Genomic DNA, 17,654 nt, shown 5'->3' on the forward strand with positions numbered 1-17,654 from the left:
TGCAGCCCATCGCGACACAAGGCCGCTCCTACAGGGATCGCGATCATTCAGATAGTCGCGCATCTCTGCAGAAACGGCCTTGTGTCGCGAAAGGGGCGCACAGCGCCCCCATTGGTTCAATGGGTGGTCAACCCCGCTGCCCCCATGAACAGGCGCATGACCCAGGCCGCCACACCCAGCGCTGCCACGCTCATCGCCCAGATCAGCAGCAGCCAGCCCAGCCGCTGCCACAGGGGCTTTTTCTCTTCCAAGCCATGCTTGCCGGTCATCATGCGGCCCTCCTAGTGATAGCCGTCTTCGTGGGTAACCTTGCCGCGGAACACGTAATAGCTCCAGAAGGTGTACATGAGGATGAACGGCAGGATGAACAGGGTGCCCACCAGCATGAAGCCCTGGCTCTGCGGCGGCGCCGCAGCATCCCAGATCGAGATCGACGGCGGGATGATGTTCGGCCACAGGCTGATGCCCAGGCCGCTGTAGCCGAGGAATATCAGCACCAGGGTGAGCAGGAACGGCGTGTAGTGGGCATTGCGCGCCACCGCCTTGAGCAAGCCGTAGAAGGTGACCAGCACCAGGATTGGCACCGGCATGAACCAGACCAGGTTAGGCATGCTGAACCAGCGGTCGGCGATCTGTGGGTAGGCGATTGGTGTCCACAGGCTGACAATGCCGATCACCGCCAACAACACCAGCGCCAGAGGGCGGGCAATGTCGTGCATCTTCTGCTGTAGCGCGCCTTCGGTCTTCATGATCAGCCAGGTGCAGCCCAACAGGGTGTAGGCAACAATCAGCCCCAGGCCACAGAACAGGCTGAACGGGGTGAGCCAGTCGAGCGTACCACCGGCGAAATGCCGGTCGACCACCTTGAAGCCCTCCAGGAACGCGCCCAGGGCCACGCCCTGGAAGAAAGTGGCCACCAGCGAGCCCCAGATGAATGCCTTGTCCCAGATATGGCGCTTGTCGTCCTTGGCCTTGAAGCGGAACTCGAAGGCCACGCCGCGGAAGATCAGGCCGATCAGCATCAGGATCAACGGCAGGTACAGCGCCTCCAGCACCACCGAGTAGGCCATCGGGAACGCGCCGAACAGCCCGGCACCACCGAGTACCAGCCAGGTTTCGTTACCGTCCCAGACGGGGGCGACGGTGTTCATCATCACATCACGGTCACGCTCGCCCTTGACGAACGGGAAGAGCATGCCGATTCCCAGGTCGAAACCATCCATCACCACGTACATCATCACGCCGAAGATGATGATCACGGCCCAGATCAGCGAAAGGTCGATACCCATGGCTCAGTTTTCCTTGCTCAGGCTGGCGGAGTTGGCCTCACGGCCATCATCGGCGGCGGACAGCGGCCGCGCCGGCGTGCGTTTGGTGCCGGGGCCACCGCTGCTGTGCTCGCCGCCTTCGCCGGTCTGCGGGCCTTTGCGCACCAGGCGCATCATGTAGCCAAGGCCGGTACCGAACAGGGCGAAATACACCACCACGAAGGCCACCAGGGTGAAGCCGAGCTGGGCGTAGCTGTGGTTGGACACACCGTCCGCCGTGCGCATCAGGCCGTACACCACCCACGGCTGGCGGCCGATTTCGGTGGTGAACCAGCCGGCCAGCAAGGCGATCAGCCCCGACGGGCCCATCCACAAGGCCAGATGCAGGAACGGACGCGAGGTATAGAGCGTGCCGCGCTTGCGCAGCCAGAGGCTCCACAGGCCAACGAAAATCATCAACAGCCCCAGTCCGACCATGATCCGGAACGACCAGAAGACGATGGTCGAGTTGGGCCGGTCTTCCGCCGGGAATTCCTTCATCGCCGGCACCTGCTTGTCCAGGCTGTGGGTCAGGATCAGGCTGCCGAGCGCCGGGATCTCCAGCTTGAAGCGGGTGGTCTCGGCCTGCATGTCGGGGATGCCGAACAGGATCAGCGGGGTCGGCTCGCCGGGCACGTTTTCCCAGTGGCCTTCGATCGCGGCGATCTTCACCGGCTGGTGCTTGAGCGTGTTGAGGCCGTGGAAGTCACCGATCACTGCCTGGATCGGTGCCACGATCAGCGCCATCCACATGGCCATCGACAGCATCTTGCGCACCGCCGGGTTGTCACGCCCGCGCAGCAGGTGCCAGGCCGCCGAGGCACCGACGAAGAACGCCGTGGCAACGAACGCGGCGGTGGCCATATGCATCAGGCGGTAGGGGAACGAAGGGTTGAATACCACCGCCAGCCAGTCCACCGGCACCACCCGGCCATCGATGATCTCGTGGCCTTGCGGGGTTTGCATCCAGCTGTTGGAGGCGAGGATCCAGAAGGTCGAGACCAGCGTGCCGAGCGCTACCATCACCGTGGAAAAGAAATGCAGGCCGCGGCCGACGCGGTTCCAGCCGAACAGCATGACGCCGAGGAAGCCTGCTTCGAGGAAGAATGCGGTCAGCACCTCGTAGGTGAGCAAGGGGCCGGTGATGGCGCCGGCGAAGTCGGAGAAGCGGCTCCAGTTGGTGCCGAACTGGTAGGCCATCACCAGGCCGGAGACTACGCCCATGCCGAAGTTGACGGCAAAGATCTTCGACCAGAAATGGTAGAGGTCACGGTAGACCTGGTTGTCAGTCCGCAACCAGAGGCCTTCGAGGACTGCCAGGTAGCTGGCCAGGCCGATGGTAATGGCCGGGAACAGGATGTGGAACGAAACGGTAAAGGCAAACTGCATTCGGGCGAGCTCTAGGGCCTCTATTCCGAACATGGTGCTTCCTCTTCAGATAATCCGGCGTCCGGGCTGCTGGCCCTGTCGCCCACTGCCCCCACGGTTATCGAGTGTGGCGTGTTGGAATTGTTCTGTTCGATCGCAGGGATTCCGGCCCAGAGGGCCACGTCGTCGGCCAGCCGTTGCAAAAGCAACGATTGATCCAGATCAACGAATGCTAGGAAGCATAGTCCTGAATGGCGCGCCGGGCCGTGCGGTTGATTGCCGCGTGACCGGTTGCCCCACCCTCTTCAAAAAGGCCTGGAAAAGTGCCGATACGGGCAAACAGCAACCAATTGTTACAAACAGATGATACGCTGCGAGCCCCTCTACCGTGCCGACGCTCCAGGTTTCCGATGTCCGATTCCGCTCCGCAGTTGCTGCGTCACCACCGACCTTTCCTGGCTTTCTGGCTGGCCCGCGTGTTCACTGCCAGCGGCTTCCAGATGCTCACCGTGGCCATTGGCTGGCACCTTTACCAGTTGACCGGCAATGTGCTCGACCTGGGCCTGGTCGGCCTGGTCGAATTCGCCCCGCGTGTATTGTTCATGCTGCACACCGGGCATGTCGCCGACCGCTATGACCGGCGCAAGGTCGCCGCCCTGTGCCAGAGCCTGCAGGGCCTGATCGCCCTGGCACTGGCAGTGGGCAGCGCCACCGACAACGTCACCCGCGAACTGATCTTCGCCCTGGCCTTCCTGCTCGGCGCCACGCGCTCCTTCGAGATGCCGGCGACCCAGGCGTTGCTGCCCAACGTGGTGCCGGCCGGGCTGTTCCCACGCGCGGTGGCAGCATCGGCGTCGGCTACCCAGTCGGCAACCATCGTGGCGCCCGCCTTGGGCGGATTCCTGTATGCCTTCGGCAGCATCTGGGTGTACGGCCCTACCGTGGCCCTGTACGCCATCGCCTGCATATTGACCCTGAGCCTGCAGGCACGCGGCCAGGTCGCCCAGCGAGGGCGCGCCAGCATCGAATCGCTGCTGGCCGGCATCCGCTTCATCCGCAGCCGGCCGGACATCCTCGGCGCCATCTCGCTCGACCTGTTTGCCGTATTGCTCGGTGGGGCCACCGCGCTGCTGCCGGTGTTCGCCAAGGACATCCTGTTGACAGGGCCGCTGGGCCTGGGCCTGCTGCGCTCGGCGCCGGCGGTGGGGGCGTTGCTGATGTCGCTGTGGCTGGCGCGTTTCCCGTTCGAGCGCAACGTGGGGCGAACCATGTTCACGGCAGTGGGCGTATTCGGCGTGGCGACCATTGCCTTCGGCCTGTCGACCTCGTTCTGGTTCTCGCTCGCGGTACTGGTGGTGCTGGGTGCAGCGGACATGATCAGCATGGTCATCCGCGGCGCCTTCGTGCAGCTGGAAACACCGGATGAAATGCGCGGCCGGGTCAGCGCGGTGAATGGCCTGTTCATTGGTGCCTCGAACCAGCTCGGCGAGTTCGAATCGGGGGTGACGGCGCACTGGTTTGGCACAGTGCCGGCGGTGGTGATGGGTGGTATTGGCACCCTGGTGGTGACCGGGGTGTGGATAAGACTGTTCCCGACACTGGCCAAGCGGGATCGGTTGCATAACGGTTGAGACACAGCCTGTGCCCGCGAAGGCGCCGGTACAGGCCATACAGCACCCATTCCCCAACAGCCATAGGCCCCCGCCGAGCATGCTGGTATGATGCGCGGCTTTTTTCCGCCCCGCACAAAACCACGGCAACCGGTACGGTCTGTGCTTTGCTGTTGGGGTCGATAGATTGATGGCGCCTGGGGCGCCTCGGGGAGCGGGCATGCTGGAAAGGCTGTTTCAACTAAGAGCACACAACACCAATGTGCGCACCGAGATTCTCGCGGGCGTCACCACCTTCCTGGCCATGGCCTACATCCTGTTCGTCAACCCGAGCATCCTCGGCGAGACCGGCATGGACAAGGGCGCGGTGTTCGTCGCCACCTGCCTGGCCGCGGCCATCGGTTCGGTGACCATGGGCCTGATCGCCAACTACCCGATCGCCCTGGCACCGGGCATGGGCCTGAACGCATTCTTCACCTACACCGTGGTGCTGCACATGGGCCACACCTGGCAGGTGGCACTGGGCGCGGTGTTCCTGTCGGCGGTGATGTTCTTCCTATTGTCGATCTTCCGCATCCGCGAATGGATCGTGAACAGCATCCCGCTGCCACTGCGTTCGGCCATCGCCGCGGGTATCGGCCTGTTCCTGGCGCTGATCGCCCTGCATAACGCCGGCATCGTCGTCGATAACCCGGCCACTCTGGTGGGCCTGGGCGACCTCAAGCAGCCGGCACCGATCCTCGCTACCCTGGGCTTCTTCCTGATTGTCGGCCTGGAATCGCTGAAAGTGCGCGGCGCGGTGCTGATCGGCATTCTTGCCGTGACCATCGCCTCGATCGTGATGGGCGTGACGCCCTTCGGTGGCATCGTTTCCATGCCGCCGTCGCTGGCCCCGACCTTCCTCCAGCTGGACATCGCCGGTGCGCTGGACGTGGGCCTGGTCAGCGTGATCTTCGCCTTCCTGTTCGTCGACCTGTTCGACAACTCCGGCACCCTGATCGGCGTGGCCAAGCGCGCCGGGCTGATGGGCAAGGATGGGCACATGCCGAAGATGGGCCGTGCGCTGATTGCCGACAGTACCGCAGCCATGGCCGGTTCGTTGCTGGGCACCTCGACCACCACCAGCTACATCGAATCCGCCGCCGGCGTGAGCGCCGGTGGCCGCACCGGCCTGACCGCGATCGTGGTCGCCGTGCTGTTCCTGCTGGCGCTGTTCTTCGCTCCGCTGGCCGGTAGCGTGCCGGCCTTCGCCACCGCCCCGGCGCTGCTGTTCGTCGCGGTGCTGATGGCTTCGGGCCTGGCGGAAATAAACTGGGACGACGTCACCGAGGCCGCGCCGGTGGTGGTGACCGCCCTGGCCATGCCGCTGACCTACTCGATCGCCAACGGCATCGCCTTCGGCTTCATCTCCTGGACCGCCGTCAAGCTGATCTCCGGTCGCCAGCGCGACCTGAACCCGGCTTTGGTGATCCTTTCCATCCTGTTCGTCATCAAGCTGGGCTGGTTCAACGCATGAGTGCTGCTTTCGACCCCTCTTCCTACGCCACCCAGCTGGAGGCCAAGGTGGCCCGGCTGCGCGAGCTGCTGGCGCCGTTCGCTGCGCCGGAGCCGGCTGTCTTCGACTCGCCGCGCGAGAACTACCGCCTGCGCGCCGAATTCCGCCTGTGGCGCGAAGACGGCCAGCGTCACTACGCCATGTTCGCCCCGGGCGAGAAGCACAAGGCGATCCTGATCGACGACTTCCCGATTGCCAGCCAGCGAATCAACGAGCTGATGCCGCGCCTCAAGGCGGCCTGGCAGGCCAGCGAAGAACTCGGCAACCGGCTGTTCCAGGTAGAGTTCCTCACCACCCTGGCGGGCGACGCCATGGTCACCCTGTGCTATCACCGCCCGCTGGATGAGGCCTGGGAAGTGGCTGCACGGCAGCTGGCTGGCGAACTGGGGGTAAGCGTGATCGGCCGTTCCAAGGGCAAACGCCTGGTGATCGGCCGCGACTACGCGGTGGAAAAACTCGACGTGGCAGGCCGCGTGTTCAGCTATCGCCAGCCGGAAGGCGCATTCACCCAACCGAACGGCGCGGTGAACCAGAAAATGCTGAGCTGGGCCTTCGAGGCGCTCGGCGAGCGCGAAGACGACCTGCTGGAACTGTATTGCGGCAACGGCAACTTCACCCTGCCGCTGGCCACCCGCGTGCGCCAGGTGCTGGCCACTGAAATCAGCAAGACCTCGGTCAATGCCGCCCTGAGCAACCTCGACGAGAACGCTGTGGATAACGTGCGGCTGGTGCGCCTGTCGGCGGAAGAACTGACCCAGGCACTGAATGACGTGCGGCCGTTCCGCCGGCTGGAAGGCATCGACCTGAAGAGCTATGACTTCGGCACGGTGTTCGTCGACCCGCCGCGCGCGGGGATGGACCCGGACACCTGCGAGCTGACCCGGCGTTTCGAGCGGATCCTGTACATCTCCTGCAACCCGGAGACGCTGGCGGCGAACATTGCCCAGTTGCACGACACCCACCGCATCGAGCGTTGTGCGTTGTTTGATCAGTTCCCGTATACCCACCACATGGAGAGTGGGGTTCTGCTGGTTCGGCGCTGACCTGCAGATAGCCGGGGCTGCTTTGCAGCCCATCGCGACGCAAGGCCGCTCCTACCGGGGAACGCTATTTGAGCTGCGCCGCAGATGGTGGGCAGATGTCCAGCATCTGCGGCGCAGCTCAAATTCCCTGTAGGGCGGCCTTGCGTCGCGATGGGCCGCAAAGCGGCCCCAGGCCTCACTCAGAAGTCGAAGAACACCGTCTCCCCTTCCCCCTGAATGCGGATATCGAAGCGATACGCCGTTTTCCCGTCCACCTCGCAGCGCTTGGCCACCAGGGTCTCGCGCCGCTGCGGCTGCTCGATCAGGTTGAGCACCGGGCACTTGGCATTGGCCTGCGCTTCATCATCGAAATACAGGCGCGTGTGCAGGTGGATGTTGATCCCCCGGGCAAACAGGCTGATGTTGATGTGCGGTGCCATTGGCACACCGGCAGCGTTTTTCACCACGCCTGGCTTCACCGTATGTGCCGTCCACTCGCCAGCGTCGAAGGTGGTAGCCGTGCGGCCAAAGCTGTTGAAGGCGTTTTCCAGGTTGTAGGCATCCTGGTATTCACCATTGGCATCGGCTTGCCACAGTTCCAGGAACGAGTCCCGCACCAGGTGGCCATTGCCGTCATACACATGGCCGAGCAGCAGGATATGCTCGCCGGGCGCATCAGGCTTGGCCAGGCGGTTCCAGATCTCCTGGTCGCGGGTCGGGTTGCCGGCCGCTTCCAGGGCCAGGCCGATGTGCACGTAGGGGCCGGCAGTCTGCGAAGGGGTTTCCGGCAGCAGTTCGATTGGCATGGCGGGGTCCTCAGCAGTTTTCGAAGTGGGTCTTGCACTGGCCGCGCAGCACGATGTCGAAGCGGTAGGCCAGGCAATCCATCGGGTTGGCGTTGCTCATGTCGAGCTTGGCGATCAGTTGCTGCACCGCTTGCGGGTTGGCGATCGACTTGACGATCGGGCACATCGGAATCAGCGGATCACCCTCGAAGTACAACTGGGTGATCAGCTTGGTGGCGATCGAAGGGCCGCTGATGGCGAAGTGGATGTGCGCCGGACGCCAGTCGTTCGGCCCGTTGCGCCAGGGGTACGGGCCCGGCTTGATGGTGCGGAAGCTGTAGTAGCCGTCACGGTCGGTCAGGCAGCGACCGACACCCCCGAAGTTCGGGTCCAGCGGTGCCAGGTAACGGTCGTTCTTGTGCCGGTAGCGGCCGCCGGCATTGGCCTGCCACATTTCCACCAGGGTATTCGGCACAGGCTTGCCGTACTGGTCGACGACGCGCCCGGCGACGATGATGCGCTCACCGATCGGCAGGCCACCGTTGTTGAAATTCAGCAGCAGGTCATGGTCGTGGGCACCGAAGCCCAGGTGGGAAAAGTCCGGGCCGGTGGTTTCGCTGATCGACTGCGGAATGCTGACCAGTGCCTGGCGCGGCGAACGGGCAATGGAGGTCTTGTAGTCAGGCGTAAGGGCTTTCGGGTGCCAGTTGCGATCACGGATCACGAAGCGGCTGGTGTCCTGGGCGGGCATGCCAGTTTCCTCTCTTGGAATTATGTGAACGCCTGGGCGTGGCAGGCGGACTTGCAGTTTCGGACAAGCTGCGCACGGTGAATATTGAAATCAGCCGCCTGAGACATAACCAGATGGTTATGAGTGAACACGTTGGCCTGACACCGGCCGCAGTGGTGAACTAATCTTTGTCTTCTTGTTTCACGCTCCGGAGAGCATTTCATGGAATGGCGAAAAGGCCGACGCAGCGACAATGTGGTCGATGCCCGAGGCGAAGGTGGCGGTGGCGGCGGCATGCGGTTCGGCGGCGGCAAGGGGCTGGGGCTTGGCGCGGTACTGCTGATTGTCGGTATCGGCTGGCTCACCGGGCAGGACCCATTGCAGATTCTTGGCCAGCTCACTGGCCAGATGGAGCAGCAGCAACGGCAAGCGCCCAGCAGCGTGGGCGGCAAGGCGCCGCCGGCCGACGACCAGCAGGCCGAGTTCGTCGCCTCGATCCTGGGTGACACCGAAGACACCTGGAAAGCCCTGTTCGCCGAGGCTGGCAAGCAATACCGCGACCCCAAGCTGGTGTTGTTCAGCGGCCAGGTCAATTCGGCCTGTGGCTTTGCTTCTGCGGCAGTGGGGCCGTTCTACTGCCCCGCCGACCAGCGGGTGTACCTGGACATGTCGTTCTTCCGCGAGATGGAAACCCGCTTCGCGGCCGCCGGCGACTTTGCCCAGGCCTACGTGATCGCTCATGAAATCGGCCACCACGTGCAAACCCTGTTGGGTGTGTCGGCCAAGGTCGACGCCGCACGCCGCAGCGGCCAACGCCTGGAAGGTGACAACGGCTTGCTGGTGCGCCAGGAGCTGCAGGCCGACTGCCTGGCCGGGGTGTGGGCCTACCAGGCGCAAAAGCGCCTGAACTGGCTGGAGCCGGGTGACGTCGAGGAAGCCCTGAACGCCGCCAATGCGATTGGCGATGACCGCTTGCAGCAGCAGGGCCGCGGGCGGGTAGTGCCGGACTCGTTCACCCACGGCACTTCGGCACAGCGGGTACGCTGGTTCAAGGCTGGGTTCGCCGAGGGTGAAGTGAACAGTTGCGATACCTTCAGCGCCCGCAATCTCTGACGCCCCCCACCAGGCTGGCGCGAACATTGTAGGAGCGGATTTATCCGCGATGCTGGCGACGCGGTGGATGGCACCGGCTGTGCCGGTGATCGCGGCTGAAGCCGCTCCTACCCCAAAAGCGCTTGTACATCTTTTGCTGAAAAAGCGTTTCAGCTTCTCCCATCACGGCCGATAACCCCTGCACGAATCAGCAGGCATCCAGAACAACAACGCCTGGCGATCGAAGACAAATCGAGCGAAAACAACTTCTGGAGAGCGTGCATGAACAGCTGGTTCGCCAACATCAGCGTCAACCTCAAACTGGGCCTGGGCTTCGGCCTGGTACTGATTCTCACCGGCCTGCTGGCCCTGACTGGCTGGACCAGCCTGGGCAGCCTGATCGACCGCAGCAACTGGATGGGCGATATCGGCCAGCTGAACAAGGACCTGACCGACCTGCGCATTGCGCGCCTGCAGTACATGATCGCCAACGGTGATGATGCCGCCGCCGCCAACACCCAGGCCAAGCTGGACGCCTTCAGCAAGCAGCAGGCGTACCTGGCCAGCACGTTCAAGAGCCCCGAGAACGTCAAGCTGCTGAATGAGCTGGGCGAAACCATCAGCGCCTACAAGGTCTCGCTGAACAAGATGCGCCAGGGCTACGACGCCACCCGCACCGCGCGCGCGGCCATGGAAAGCTCGGCCAGCAAGGCCGACCAGGCCATGGACGCACTCAGCCAGGAAGTCACCGCCCGCGCTGAAGCCGACAGCGTGCGCCTGGCCCAGTACCAGTTGATCAGCAAGGCGCGTCAGCAACTGCTGCAGGTACGCATCGACGTCCGCGGCTACATCGCCGACAACAGCGCTACCAACGAACAGGCCGCCCTGCGCCAGCTGGATGCTGCCCTGGCCGGCATCGACAGCCTCAAGCGCCAGTTGCCCGGCGAAGACTCGCGCCTGCAACAGTTCGAAGGCTCGGTGCTGGCCTACCGTGACGCTGTGCGCCAGTTCCGCGACGCCGTCGCCAACATCACCACTGCACGCGCCGAAATGACCGTGCAAGGTGCCGACATCGTCAAGCGCAGCGACGCGCTGTACCAGATCCAGCTGGAACGCCGCGACATCGAGAGCAGCCAGGCCCGTAGCCTGCAGGCTATCGCCACCCTGCTGGCGCTGCTGGTCGGCGTGCTGGCGGCAGTGCTGATCACGCGGCAGATCACCCGCCCATTGCGTGACACCCTGACGGCGGTGGAAAAAATCGCCAGCGGCGACCTCACCCAGCAACTGCGGGTTACTCGCCGCGACGAACTGGGCGTACTGCAGCAGGGCATCGCGCGCATGGGCAGCACCCTGCGTGAGCTGATCAGCGGCATCCGCGACGGTGTCACCCAGATCGCCAGCGCCGCCGAGGAGCTGTCGGCGGTGACCGAACAGACCAGCGCCGGCGCCAACAGCCAGAAGGTCGAGACCGACCAGGTGGCTACCGCCATGCACGAAATGGCAGCCACCGTTCAGGAAGTGGCGCGCAACGCCGAACAGGCATCGCATGCCGCCACGGGTGCCGATGACGAAGCCCGTGCCGGCGACCGCGTGGTGGGCGAGGCGATTGGCCAGATCGAGCGCCTGGCCGAAGACATGCACCGCTCCACCGAGGCCATGAACCTGCTGCAGCAGGAAAGCCAGAAGATCGGCAGCGTGATGGACGTGATCAAGTCGGTGGCCGAACAGACCAACCTGCTGGCGCTGAACGCTGCGATCGAAGCAGCGCGTGCCGGCGAGGCCGGGCGTGGCTTTGCCGTGGTTGCCGACGAAGTGCGCGGGCTGGCCCAGCGCACGCAAAAATCCACCGAAGAGATCGAGGAACTGATCGCCAGCCTGCAGCACGGTACCCAGCAAGTGGCCGCGGCCATGCACGGTAGCCGTACCCTGACCGACAGCAGCGTCGAGCTGGCACGCAAGGCCGGGGCCTCGCTGGAAAACATCACCAGCACGGTGTCGAGCATCCAGTCGATGAACCAGCAGATTGCCGCGGCAGCGGAGCAGCAGAGTGCGGTGGCGGAGGAGATCAGCCGCAGCATCCTCAATGTGCGCGATGTGTCCGAGCAGACGGCGGCGGCCAGTGACGAGACGGCAGCGTCCAGCGTGGAGCTGGCGCGGTTGGGCGGGCAATTGCAGACGTTGGTCAGCCAGTTCCGCGTCTGACCCTGGAATTCGGGGCCGCTTTGCGGCCCGTCGCGACACAAGGCCGCTCCTCAATCTCCTGTAGGAGCGGCCTCGTGTCGCGATGGAGGGCAAAGCCCTCCCGGCGATGGAACAGGTATTACTTGACGATCATCCCGACCCCACGCCCACGTGGGTCCGAAGCAGTCTCCAGCTTCGCACCGTTCACCCGGATCGCCTGGATGTCGCCCATCTCCCAGCCCTGGTCTTCCAGCACATAGCCCATCTTCTTCAGCTCGTCAGCCACCGGCCCGGTCAACGGCGCGTAGCTGTCAAAGTAGATGGTGTCCTTGGGCAGCAACTGATGGTGCACACGCTGCGCCGCCACCGCCTTGTCCAGCGGCATGCCGTAGTCGTACAGGTTGTTCATGACCTGGAAGATCGAGGTGAAGATCCGCGAGCCGCCTGGCGTACCAATGACCAGCTCGACCTTGCCATCGCGGGTCATCAGGCTGGGGCTCATCGACGACAGCATGCGCTTGCCCGGTGCGATGGCATTGGCATCCCCGCCTACCACGCCGAACGCGTTGGCCGCCCCCGGCTTGGCACTGAAGTCATCCATTTCGTCGTTCAACAGGAAGCCGGCACCTTTCACCACCACGCCACTGCCGTAATCAAGGTTCAGGGTGTAGGTATTGCTGACCGCATTGCCCTGCTTGTCGACGATCGAGAAGTGCGTGGTCTGGTGCGGCTCCAGGCCCGGCTTGACCTTGTCGGTCGCGGAAATGGCCTTCGGGTTGACCTGCGCGGCACGCTTGGCCAGGTAGTCCTTGGCCACCAGCTGCGCCACTGGCACCTGGGTGAAGGCTGGGTCGCCGAGGTAGTCGGCGCGGTCGGCGAACACCCGCTTTTCGATCTCGGCCAGCAGGTGGATGTACTGCGCCGAGTTGTGTGCCACGCCCTTGAAGTCCGCGGCGCGGTCTTCCTTGATGCCCAGCAGCTGGGCCAGGGCGACGCCGCCGGAGCTTGGCGGAGGCGCGGTGTAGACCACATTGCCACGCCAGCTGACAGCCATCGGTTCACGCCATACCGCCTTGTAGTCCTGCAGGTCCTGCTTGGTGATCAGGCCCTTGTCGGCCTGCATCTGCGCCACCAGCAGGTCGGCGGTCTTGCCCTGGTAGAACTCGCTCACGCCCTTGTCGGCGATGCGCTCCAGGGTCTGCGCCATCTCTGGCTGCTTGAACAGCTGGCCGACTTTCATGTTGCCGAAGTAGTCGTTGAAATTGGTCGCGGTCTTGAACATGCCCTGGGCATCGTTGCGGTACTGGTACTGCTTTTCTGCCACCTTGAAACCGTTTTTCGCATAACCGATGGCCGGAGTCAGCAGCTCGCTCCAGGGCAGCTTGCCGAATTTCTGGTGCGCCTCCCACAAGCCCATTACCGTGCCGGGTACGCCAGCTGCGCGGGCCCCGACCAGGCTGAGGTTCTCGATGACCTCGCCCTTGTCGTCCAGGTACATGTTGCGCGTAGCGGCCTTGGGCGCGACTTCACGGTAGTCGAGGAAATAGGGTTTGCCGTCGACGAACAGGGTCATGAACCCGCCGCCGCCGATGTTGCCCGCCTCGGGGTAAGTCACCGCCAGGGTGAACGCCGTGGCCACTGCCGCATCCACCGCGTTGCCGCCCTTCTTGAGGATATCGGCGGCCACCTGTGCACCATATTGATCGGGCGCGGCCACTGCGCCGCCCTCCAGGGTGGCGGCATGAACCGAGGAACAGCTCAGGATCGCGGCTGCAACAACCAGGTACTGGAACGGAACCATACGCATGACACTTCCTTGGTGTTGTTTTTGTTGAGCAGTCAGTAAGGCCGAAGCGTTTCCACTGCGCAAACAATCGTAGGAAGTTTCGCCGCCTGTAGACAGAATATGTCGCGTCCAGGCAACTCAGCAGGCGTACATCGCCAGCTTGCGCTGGATGAAATCAAGGAAGCACTGGATACGCAGCGCCAGCTGGGTATTGCGGTAGTACACCGCATGGATCGGCTGGCGATAGCCGTTGTTGGCTTCGCTGAGCAACACTTGCAGGCGCCCGCTGCGGATGTCTTCGTGGGTCATGAAGTGCGACAGGCTGACGATGCCCTCGCCCGCCAGCGCCAGCTGGCGCAAGGTCTCGCCGCTGGAGGCGATCAGCGCCGGGCGGATGCTCCAGCGATCCCCCTGGGCATGGCGCAGTGGCCAATGGTTGAGCGACTCGGGCTGGCTGAAGCCGAGCAGGCAGTGGTTGGCCAGGTCCTCGACCCGCTGCGGCGTACCATGCTGTTCGAGGTACGCCGGGCTGGCCAGCACCTGCACCGGGCTGCAGCCCAGGCTGCGCGCGTGCAGGCTGGAGTCGGCCAGTTCGCCGATGCGGATGGCCACGTCGGTACTCTGCTCGAGCAGGTCGATGATCAGGTCATCGGTGTTGAGTTCCAGTTCGATGCCGGGGTACTGGCGGCGGAACTCGCCGATCCACGGCAGGATGGCATGCAGCATGAACGGCGCAGCGGCGTTGATGCGCAGACGCCCGGTAGGGGTCTGGCGGTTCATCGACAGGCGCTCTTCCATCTCGTCCATCTGCTCCAGGATCAGGCGCGAGCGTTCGAGGAAAAAGCGGCCCTCTTCAGTCAGGTCCATGCGCCGGGTGGTGCGGTTGACCAAGGTGGTGCCCAGTTTGCCTTCCAGGCGTGACAGGGTGCGGCTGACGGCAGACGGGGTCTGGCCCATCTGCTCGGCAGCAGCGGAAATCGAGCCGCAGTCGATGACGGTGACGAATACCTGGAGCTCTTCGGATCGGGTTTTCACATCGGGGCCTGTGGTTGCTCTCTGCAGGGACTAGATAGCCGCTTGTCGCGGCCAAGTCCAGCGCTGCCTATACCGGCCCTTTCGCGGGCTCGCCCGCTCCCACAGGGATCAGACAGGCCTGAAAGCTTGTGGAGTACCTGTGGGAGCGGGCAAGCCCGCGAAGAGGCAGGCAGGTCGAACACTTATTGCGCCTTGCCAAACACCTTGTCCAGGTGTGCCGTATAGGCCGCCAGCGCCGCCGGCACATCCGGGCGCTTCATCACATCCACCGCCAGGAAGGTCGGCAAGCCAGTCATGCCGAGGAACTGGTTGGCCTTGTGGAACGGGAAGTACACCGCATCCACACCCTTGCCCTCGAAGAAATCGCTGGGGTCGTCGAATGCCTGCTGCGGTGCATTCCAAGTCAACGACAGCATGTACTGCTTGCCGTGTACCAGGCCACCACTGCCGTACTTCTGCGAGTGGTCGGAACGGGTACGGCCATCGTTGGCATACAGGCTGCCATGGCCTGCGGTAAACACCTCGTCGATGTATTTCTTCACGGTCCATGGCGCGCCCATCCACCAGCCTGGCATCTGGTAGATCACCACATCGGCCCAGAGGAATTTCTGCACCTCTTCCTGAACGTCATAACCGCCATCGATGAAGGTCTGGCGCACATCGAAACCGGCGCGGTCCAGGTGAGCCACGGCCGCTTCGTGCAGGGTGGTGTTGAGACGGCCATCGGAGTGAGCGAACTGTTTGCCGCCGTTGAGCAAAAGGATCTTTTTCATGTGAGCCTCGCGAAAAATTCAGGTCGGCAGGTTAGGGGCTCGCGGGCAGGGGATACAGTGGCGCAGGGGCAAAATACAATTGACCACAAGTCACGAATGGCTGGCACATTATTGCCGTAGAATCGCTTCATCTCCCGTCAACGAGTAGCGACCCATGACTGAGCAGTACGCCTTCATCCTCAAAGCCAAGACCCGTCCGGAAATGGCCGAGGCATTCGAAACCCTGTTCCGCGCCTACGTCGAGCCAAGCCGCCAGGAACCGGGCTGCATCGAGTACCACATGCTGCGCGACAAGCAGGACCCGAGCCTGTTCGTGTTCTTCGAGGTCTGGGCCGACAAGGCCGCGCTGGATGTGCACTCGGCGCTGCCGCACATGACCGCGTTCTTCGACAAGCGCATGGACTACCTGGAGCGCGATTTCGACATCCAGATGATCGACATGCTCAGCGCCTCGTCCGCTAGCCGCTGATGAGCAAATGGCCGCCAAGTGCGGCCAGGCCGAAGAAGAAGCAGCGCTTGAACAGCAGCGCGCTGATGCGCTGGCGCAGCCATTGCCCGGCCAGCATGCCGAGCAAGGCCGGCGCCAGCATCAGCAACGAGGCCCCCAGGGCCTGGCCACCCAGGGCATCCTGCCCGGCCAGGCCGACGGCCAGGGCCAGGGTGGACACCGTGAACGACAGGCCCAGGGCCTGGACCATCTGCTCACGGTTCAAGGCCAGGCTCTGCAGGTAGGGTACGGCCGGTATCACGAATACCCCTGTCGCTGCGGTTACCACGCCGGTTACCAGGCCGCAGGCCGGCCCCAGCCAACGCTCGCGGCTTGGCGCCAGGCACAGGCCCGCCCCGACCAACCCGTACAGCGCATAGGCCAGCAGGGCCGCGCCCAGTGCATGTTTGGCCCACGGGCCGCTGTTGATCCCCAACCAGGCGCTGCCCAGCAAGGTACCGATGAAGAGCATTGCCAGCATCGGCCCCAGACGTACCAGCAACGCGCGCAGATGCCCGCCATTGGCCAGTTGCCAAAGGTTGGTGAGGGTCGAAGGCACGATCAGCAACGCAGCAGCCTGCGCCGGAGGCATAGCCAGGCCCAACAGGCCCATGGCAATGGTCGGCAAGCCGAGGCCAATCACCCCTTTTACCGTTCCGGCCAGGAGAAAGGTCAGAGTCACCAGCAATGACAAGGCCAGGCCAATGTCCTGGTAGAAAGCGAGCAAGGTATTCATGGGCCGATCATGGCGTGCGCCGGCCTGGCTGAAAATCTGTCATATACTCAGGCAGACTCTTGCCAGGACATAGCCAGATGCATTTCGACCTGATCGACCTCAGGCTGTTCCAGCACACCCTGGAGTGCGGCAACATCACCGCTGGCGCCAGCCGCAGCCACCTGTCGCTGCCAGCAGCCAGTGCGCGCATCCGCGCCATGGAGGCATCGTTGGGCATCCCCCTGCTGGAACGCAACCGCCGTGGCGTGCAGCCGACGCCGGCCGGCCAGGCCCTGCTGCGGCATGCCCGGCTGATAGCGCAGCAGGTCGAACGCCTGCAGTTCGACCTCGGCCAGTATGCGCAAGGGCAGCAAGGCCAGGTGCGCCTGCTGTGCAACACGGCGGCGCTCACCGAATACCTGCCGGAACTGCTGGCCAGCTACCTGGCTGAAAACCCCGGAATCAGCGTCGATGTGCAGGAACTGCCGAGCCTGCGCATCGTACAGGCAATTACCTAGGGCATGGCCGACCTCGGCATCGTTTCGACCGCAGCCCCTTGCGAGCACCTGCAGACCCGCCCCTTTCGCGACGACCCGCTGGTGCTGGTGATGCCGCCGGGCCACCCGCTGGCCAGTGCGCTCGCGCCCAGCTTCAGCGATAGCCTGGCGCACGGCTATGTCGGCCTTGGGGCCGGCAGTGCGTTGGCCTTGTACCTTGAAGAGCAAGCCTTGCGCGAGGGGCGGCGGATGCAGGTACGCGTGCGGGCCGAGGGGTTCGACGGGGTGATTCGCATGGTCGCCGGCGGTGCCGGGGTGGGGGTGGTGCCGCTGGCAGCGGTGCGGCGCTGGCAGGGTATGTTGCCCTTGCACTGGGTGGCGCTGGCGGAGCCATGGGCCAACCGGAGGTTGCTGGTGTGCGCGCGGGATTTTGCGGCATTGCCGGGGTATGCGGCGGGCTTGCTCGCTGCCATTGCAGGGTATTGAGCCTTATACAAAACTTCCCCAGATCCGCCAGCCATTGTACTGATTTCGCTCCTGCCAGCCCACCCGCTCACGCGGCCAGAATCGCGCAGAGCGGCGCCACCAAGCCGGCAGAGCCTGCCTGCCCCCTCCCCCAGGACCGACGCTCATCCTGGAGCGCCTGGCCCGATGGCGAGGGCTGAAAACCTGCCACCCGGGGAAAAGCTATAGATGCCGAAAGCCCTGAAT

At 64.0% G+C, this 17,654-nt stretch carries 15 protein-coding genes and 1 pseudogene; 7 read left to right on the forward strand and 9 right to left on the reverse strand.

All coding sequences use genetic code 11. The features are described from left to right. Window positions 1-116 precede the first annotated feature (116 nt). Genes HG549_RS21660 through HG549_RS21670 form a run of 3 tightly spaced genes read right to left on the reverse strand, consistent with a single transcriptional unit; the run spans window position 117 to window position 2,729 of the window. Entirely contained in the window at window positions 117-272 is a 156-nt protein-coding gene (locus tag HG549_RS21660; RefSeq protein ID WP_016713451.1) for a DUF2474 domain-containing protein, read from the reverse strand. A 9-nt stretch (window positions 273-281) separates the two neighbouring features. Next, window positions 282-1,289: a cytochrome d ubiquinol oxidase subunit II gene (gene cydB, locus HG549_RS21665; protein WP_170032629.1), complete on the reverse strand. Its 1,008-nt coding sequence runs from the start codon at window positions 1,287-1,289 to the stop codon at window positions 282-284. 3 nt (window positions 1,290-1,292) lie between these two features. After that, window positions 1,293-2,729, reverse strand: coding sequence for a cytochrome ubiquinol oxidase subunit I (locus tag HG549_RS21670; RefSeq protein WP_170032631.1), 1,437 nt, complete (start codon window positions 2,727-2,729; stop codon window positions 1,293-1,295). Window positions 2,730-3,085: 356 nt separating this feature from the next. On the opposite strand from HG549_RS21670, the gene HG549_RS21675 reads away from it, so the two are divergent. The 3 genes from HG549_RS21675 to trmA all read left to right on the forward strand — a co-directional run bounded on the left by HG549_RS21675 (window position 3,086) and on the right by trmA (window position 6,883). Beyond that, window positions 3,086-4,306: an MFS transporter gene (locus tag HG549_RS21675; protein WP_170032633.1), complete on the forward strand. Its 1,221-nt coding sequence runs from the start codon at window positions 3,086-3,088 to the stop codon at window positions 4,304-4,306. 199 nt (window positions 4,307-4,505) lie between these two features. Further along, window positions 4,506-5,801 (forward strand): NCS2 family permease, encoded by a 1,296-nt coding sequence (locus HG549_RS21680; RefSeq protein ID WP_170032634.1) that lies wholly within the window; start codon window positions 4,506-4,508, stop codon window positions 5,799-5,801. Further along, window positions 5,798-6,883 carry a tRNA (uridine(54)-C5)-methyltransferase TrmA gene (gene trmA / locus HG549_RS21685; protein WP_170032636.1) on the forward strand — a complete coding sequence of 362 codons (1,086 nt, stop codon included), beginning with the start codon at window positions 5,798-5,800 and terminating at the stop codon, window positions 6,881-6,883. Before HG549_RS21680 ends, trmA begins: the two co-directional genes overlap by 4 nt. Before the next feature lie 179 nt (window positions 6,884-7,062). Here trmA and pcaG read toward each other — a convergent pair whose 3' ends face one another. Together pcaG and pcaH are read right to left on the reverse strand one after the other, a co-directional pair. Next, window positions 7,063-7,668, reverse strand: a complete 606-nt coding sequence (pcaG, locus tag HG549_RS21690) for a protocatechuate 3,4-dioxygenase subunit alpha (RefSeq protein ID WP_170032638.1) — start codon at window positions 7,666-7,668, stop codon at window positions 7,063-7,065. 10 nt (window positions 7,669-7,678) lie between these two features. Continuing rightward, window positions 7,679-8,398, reverse strand: coding sequence for a protocatechuate 3,4-dioxygenase subunit beta (gene pcaH / locus HG549_RS21695; RefSeq protein ID WP_170032640.1), 720 nt, complete (start codon window positions 8,396-8,398; stop codon window positions 7,679-7,681). Window positions 8,399-8,599: 201 nt separating this feature from the next. Here pcaH and HG549_RS21700 point away from each other — a divergent pair, with 201 nt between their 5' ends. Continuing rightward, a complete protein-coding gene (locus HG549_RS21700; RefSeq protein ID WP_170032642.1) occupies window positions 8,600-9,490 on the forward strand; it encodes a neutral zinc metallopeptidase in 891 nt (296 codons plus the stop codon). Window positions 9,491-9,751: 261 nt separating this feature from the next. Continuing rightward, window positions 9,752-11,671 (forward strand): methyl-accepting chemotaxis protein, encoded by a 1,920-nt coding sequence (locus tag HG549_RS21705; protein ID WP_170032644.1) that lies wholly within the window; start codon window positions 9,752-9,754, stop codon window positions 11,669-11,671. A 118-nt stretch (window positions 11,672-11,789) separates the two neighbouring features. Here the strand turns inward: HG549_RS21705 and ggt are convergent, their stop codons facing one another. The 3 genes from ggt to HG549_RS21720 all read right to left on the reverse strand — a co-directional run bounded on the left by ggt (window position 11,790) and on the right by HG549_RS21720 (window position 15,244). Then, window positions 11,790-13,457 carry a gamma-glutamyltransferase gene (gene ggt / locus HG549_RS21710; protein WP_170032646.1) on the reverse strand — a complete coding sequence of 556 codons (1,668 nt, stop codon included), beginning with the start codon at window positions 13,455-13,457 and terminating at the stop codon, window positions 11,790-11,792. Between the two features lie 117 nt (window positions 13,458-13,574). Continuing rightward, the gene (locus HG549_RS21715; RefSeq protein ID WP_170032648.1) at window positions 13,575-14,471 is read right to left on the reverse strand and encodes a LysR family transcriptional regulator; all 897 of its coding nucleotides are present in this window, start codon (window positions 14,469-14,471) and stop codon (window positions 13,575-13,577) included. Window positions 14,472-14,653: 182 nt separating this feature from the next. After that, window positions 14,654-15,244, reverse strand: a complete 591-nt coding sequence (locus HG549_RS21720; protein ID WP_170032650.1) for an NAD(P)H-dependent oxidoreductase — start codon at window positions 15,242-15,244, stop codon at window positions 14,654-14,656. Window positions 15,245-15,398: 154 nt separating this feature from the next. Between HG549_RS21720 and HG549_RS21725 the strand changes: the two genes are divergently transcribed. Continuing rightward, window positions 15,399-15,713 carry a putative quinol monooxygenase gene (locus HG549_RS21725; RefSeq protein ID WP_170032652.1) on the forward strand — a complete coding sequence of 105 codons (315 nt, stop codon included), beginning with the start codon at window positions 15,399-15,401 and terminating at the stop codon, window positions 15,711-15,713. Here HG549_RS21725 and HG549_RS21730 read toward each other — a convergent pair. Beyond that, on the reverse strand, window positions 15,703-16,467 hold the full coding sequence (locus HG549_RS21730) for a sulfite exporter TauE/SafE family protein (protein ID WP_170032653.1): 765 nt from the start codon (window positions 16,465-16,467) through the stop codon (window positions 15,703-15,705). The genes HG549_RS21725 and HG549_RS21730 overlap by 11 nt on opposite strands. A 77-nt stretch (window positions 16,468-16,544) precedes the next feature. Between HG549_RS21730 and HG549_RS21735 the strand changes: the two are divergent. Next, window positions 16,545-17,429: pseudogene (locus HG549_RS21735) on the forward strand (LysR family transcriptional regulator). Window positions 17,430-17,654 lie beyond the last annotated feature (225 nt).

It is taken from the genome of Pseudomonas sp. SK, assembly GCF_012975065.1.
Lineage (GTDB): Bacteria > Pseudomonadota > Gammaproteobacteria > Pseudomonadales > Pseudomonadaceae > Aquipseudomonas > Aquipseudomonas anuradhapurensis.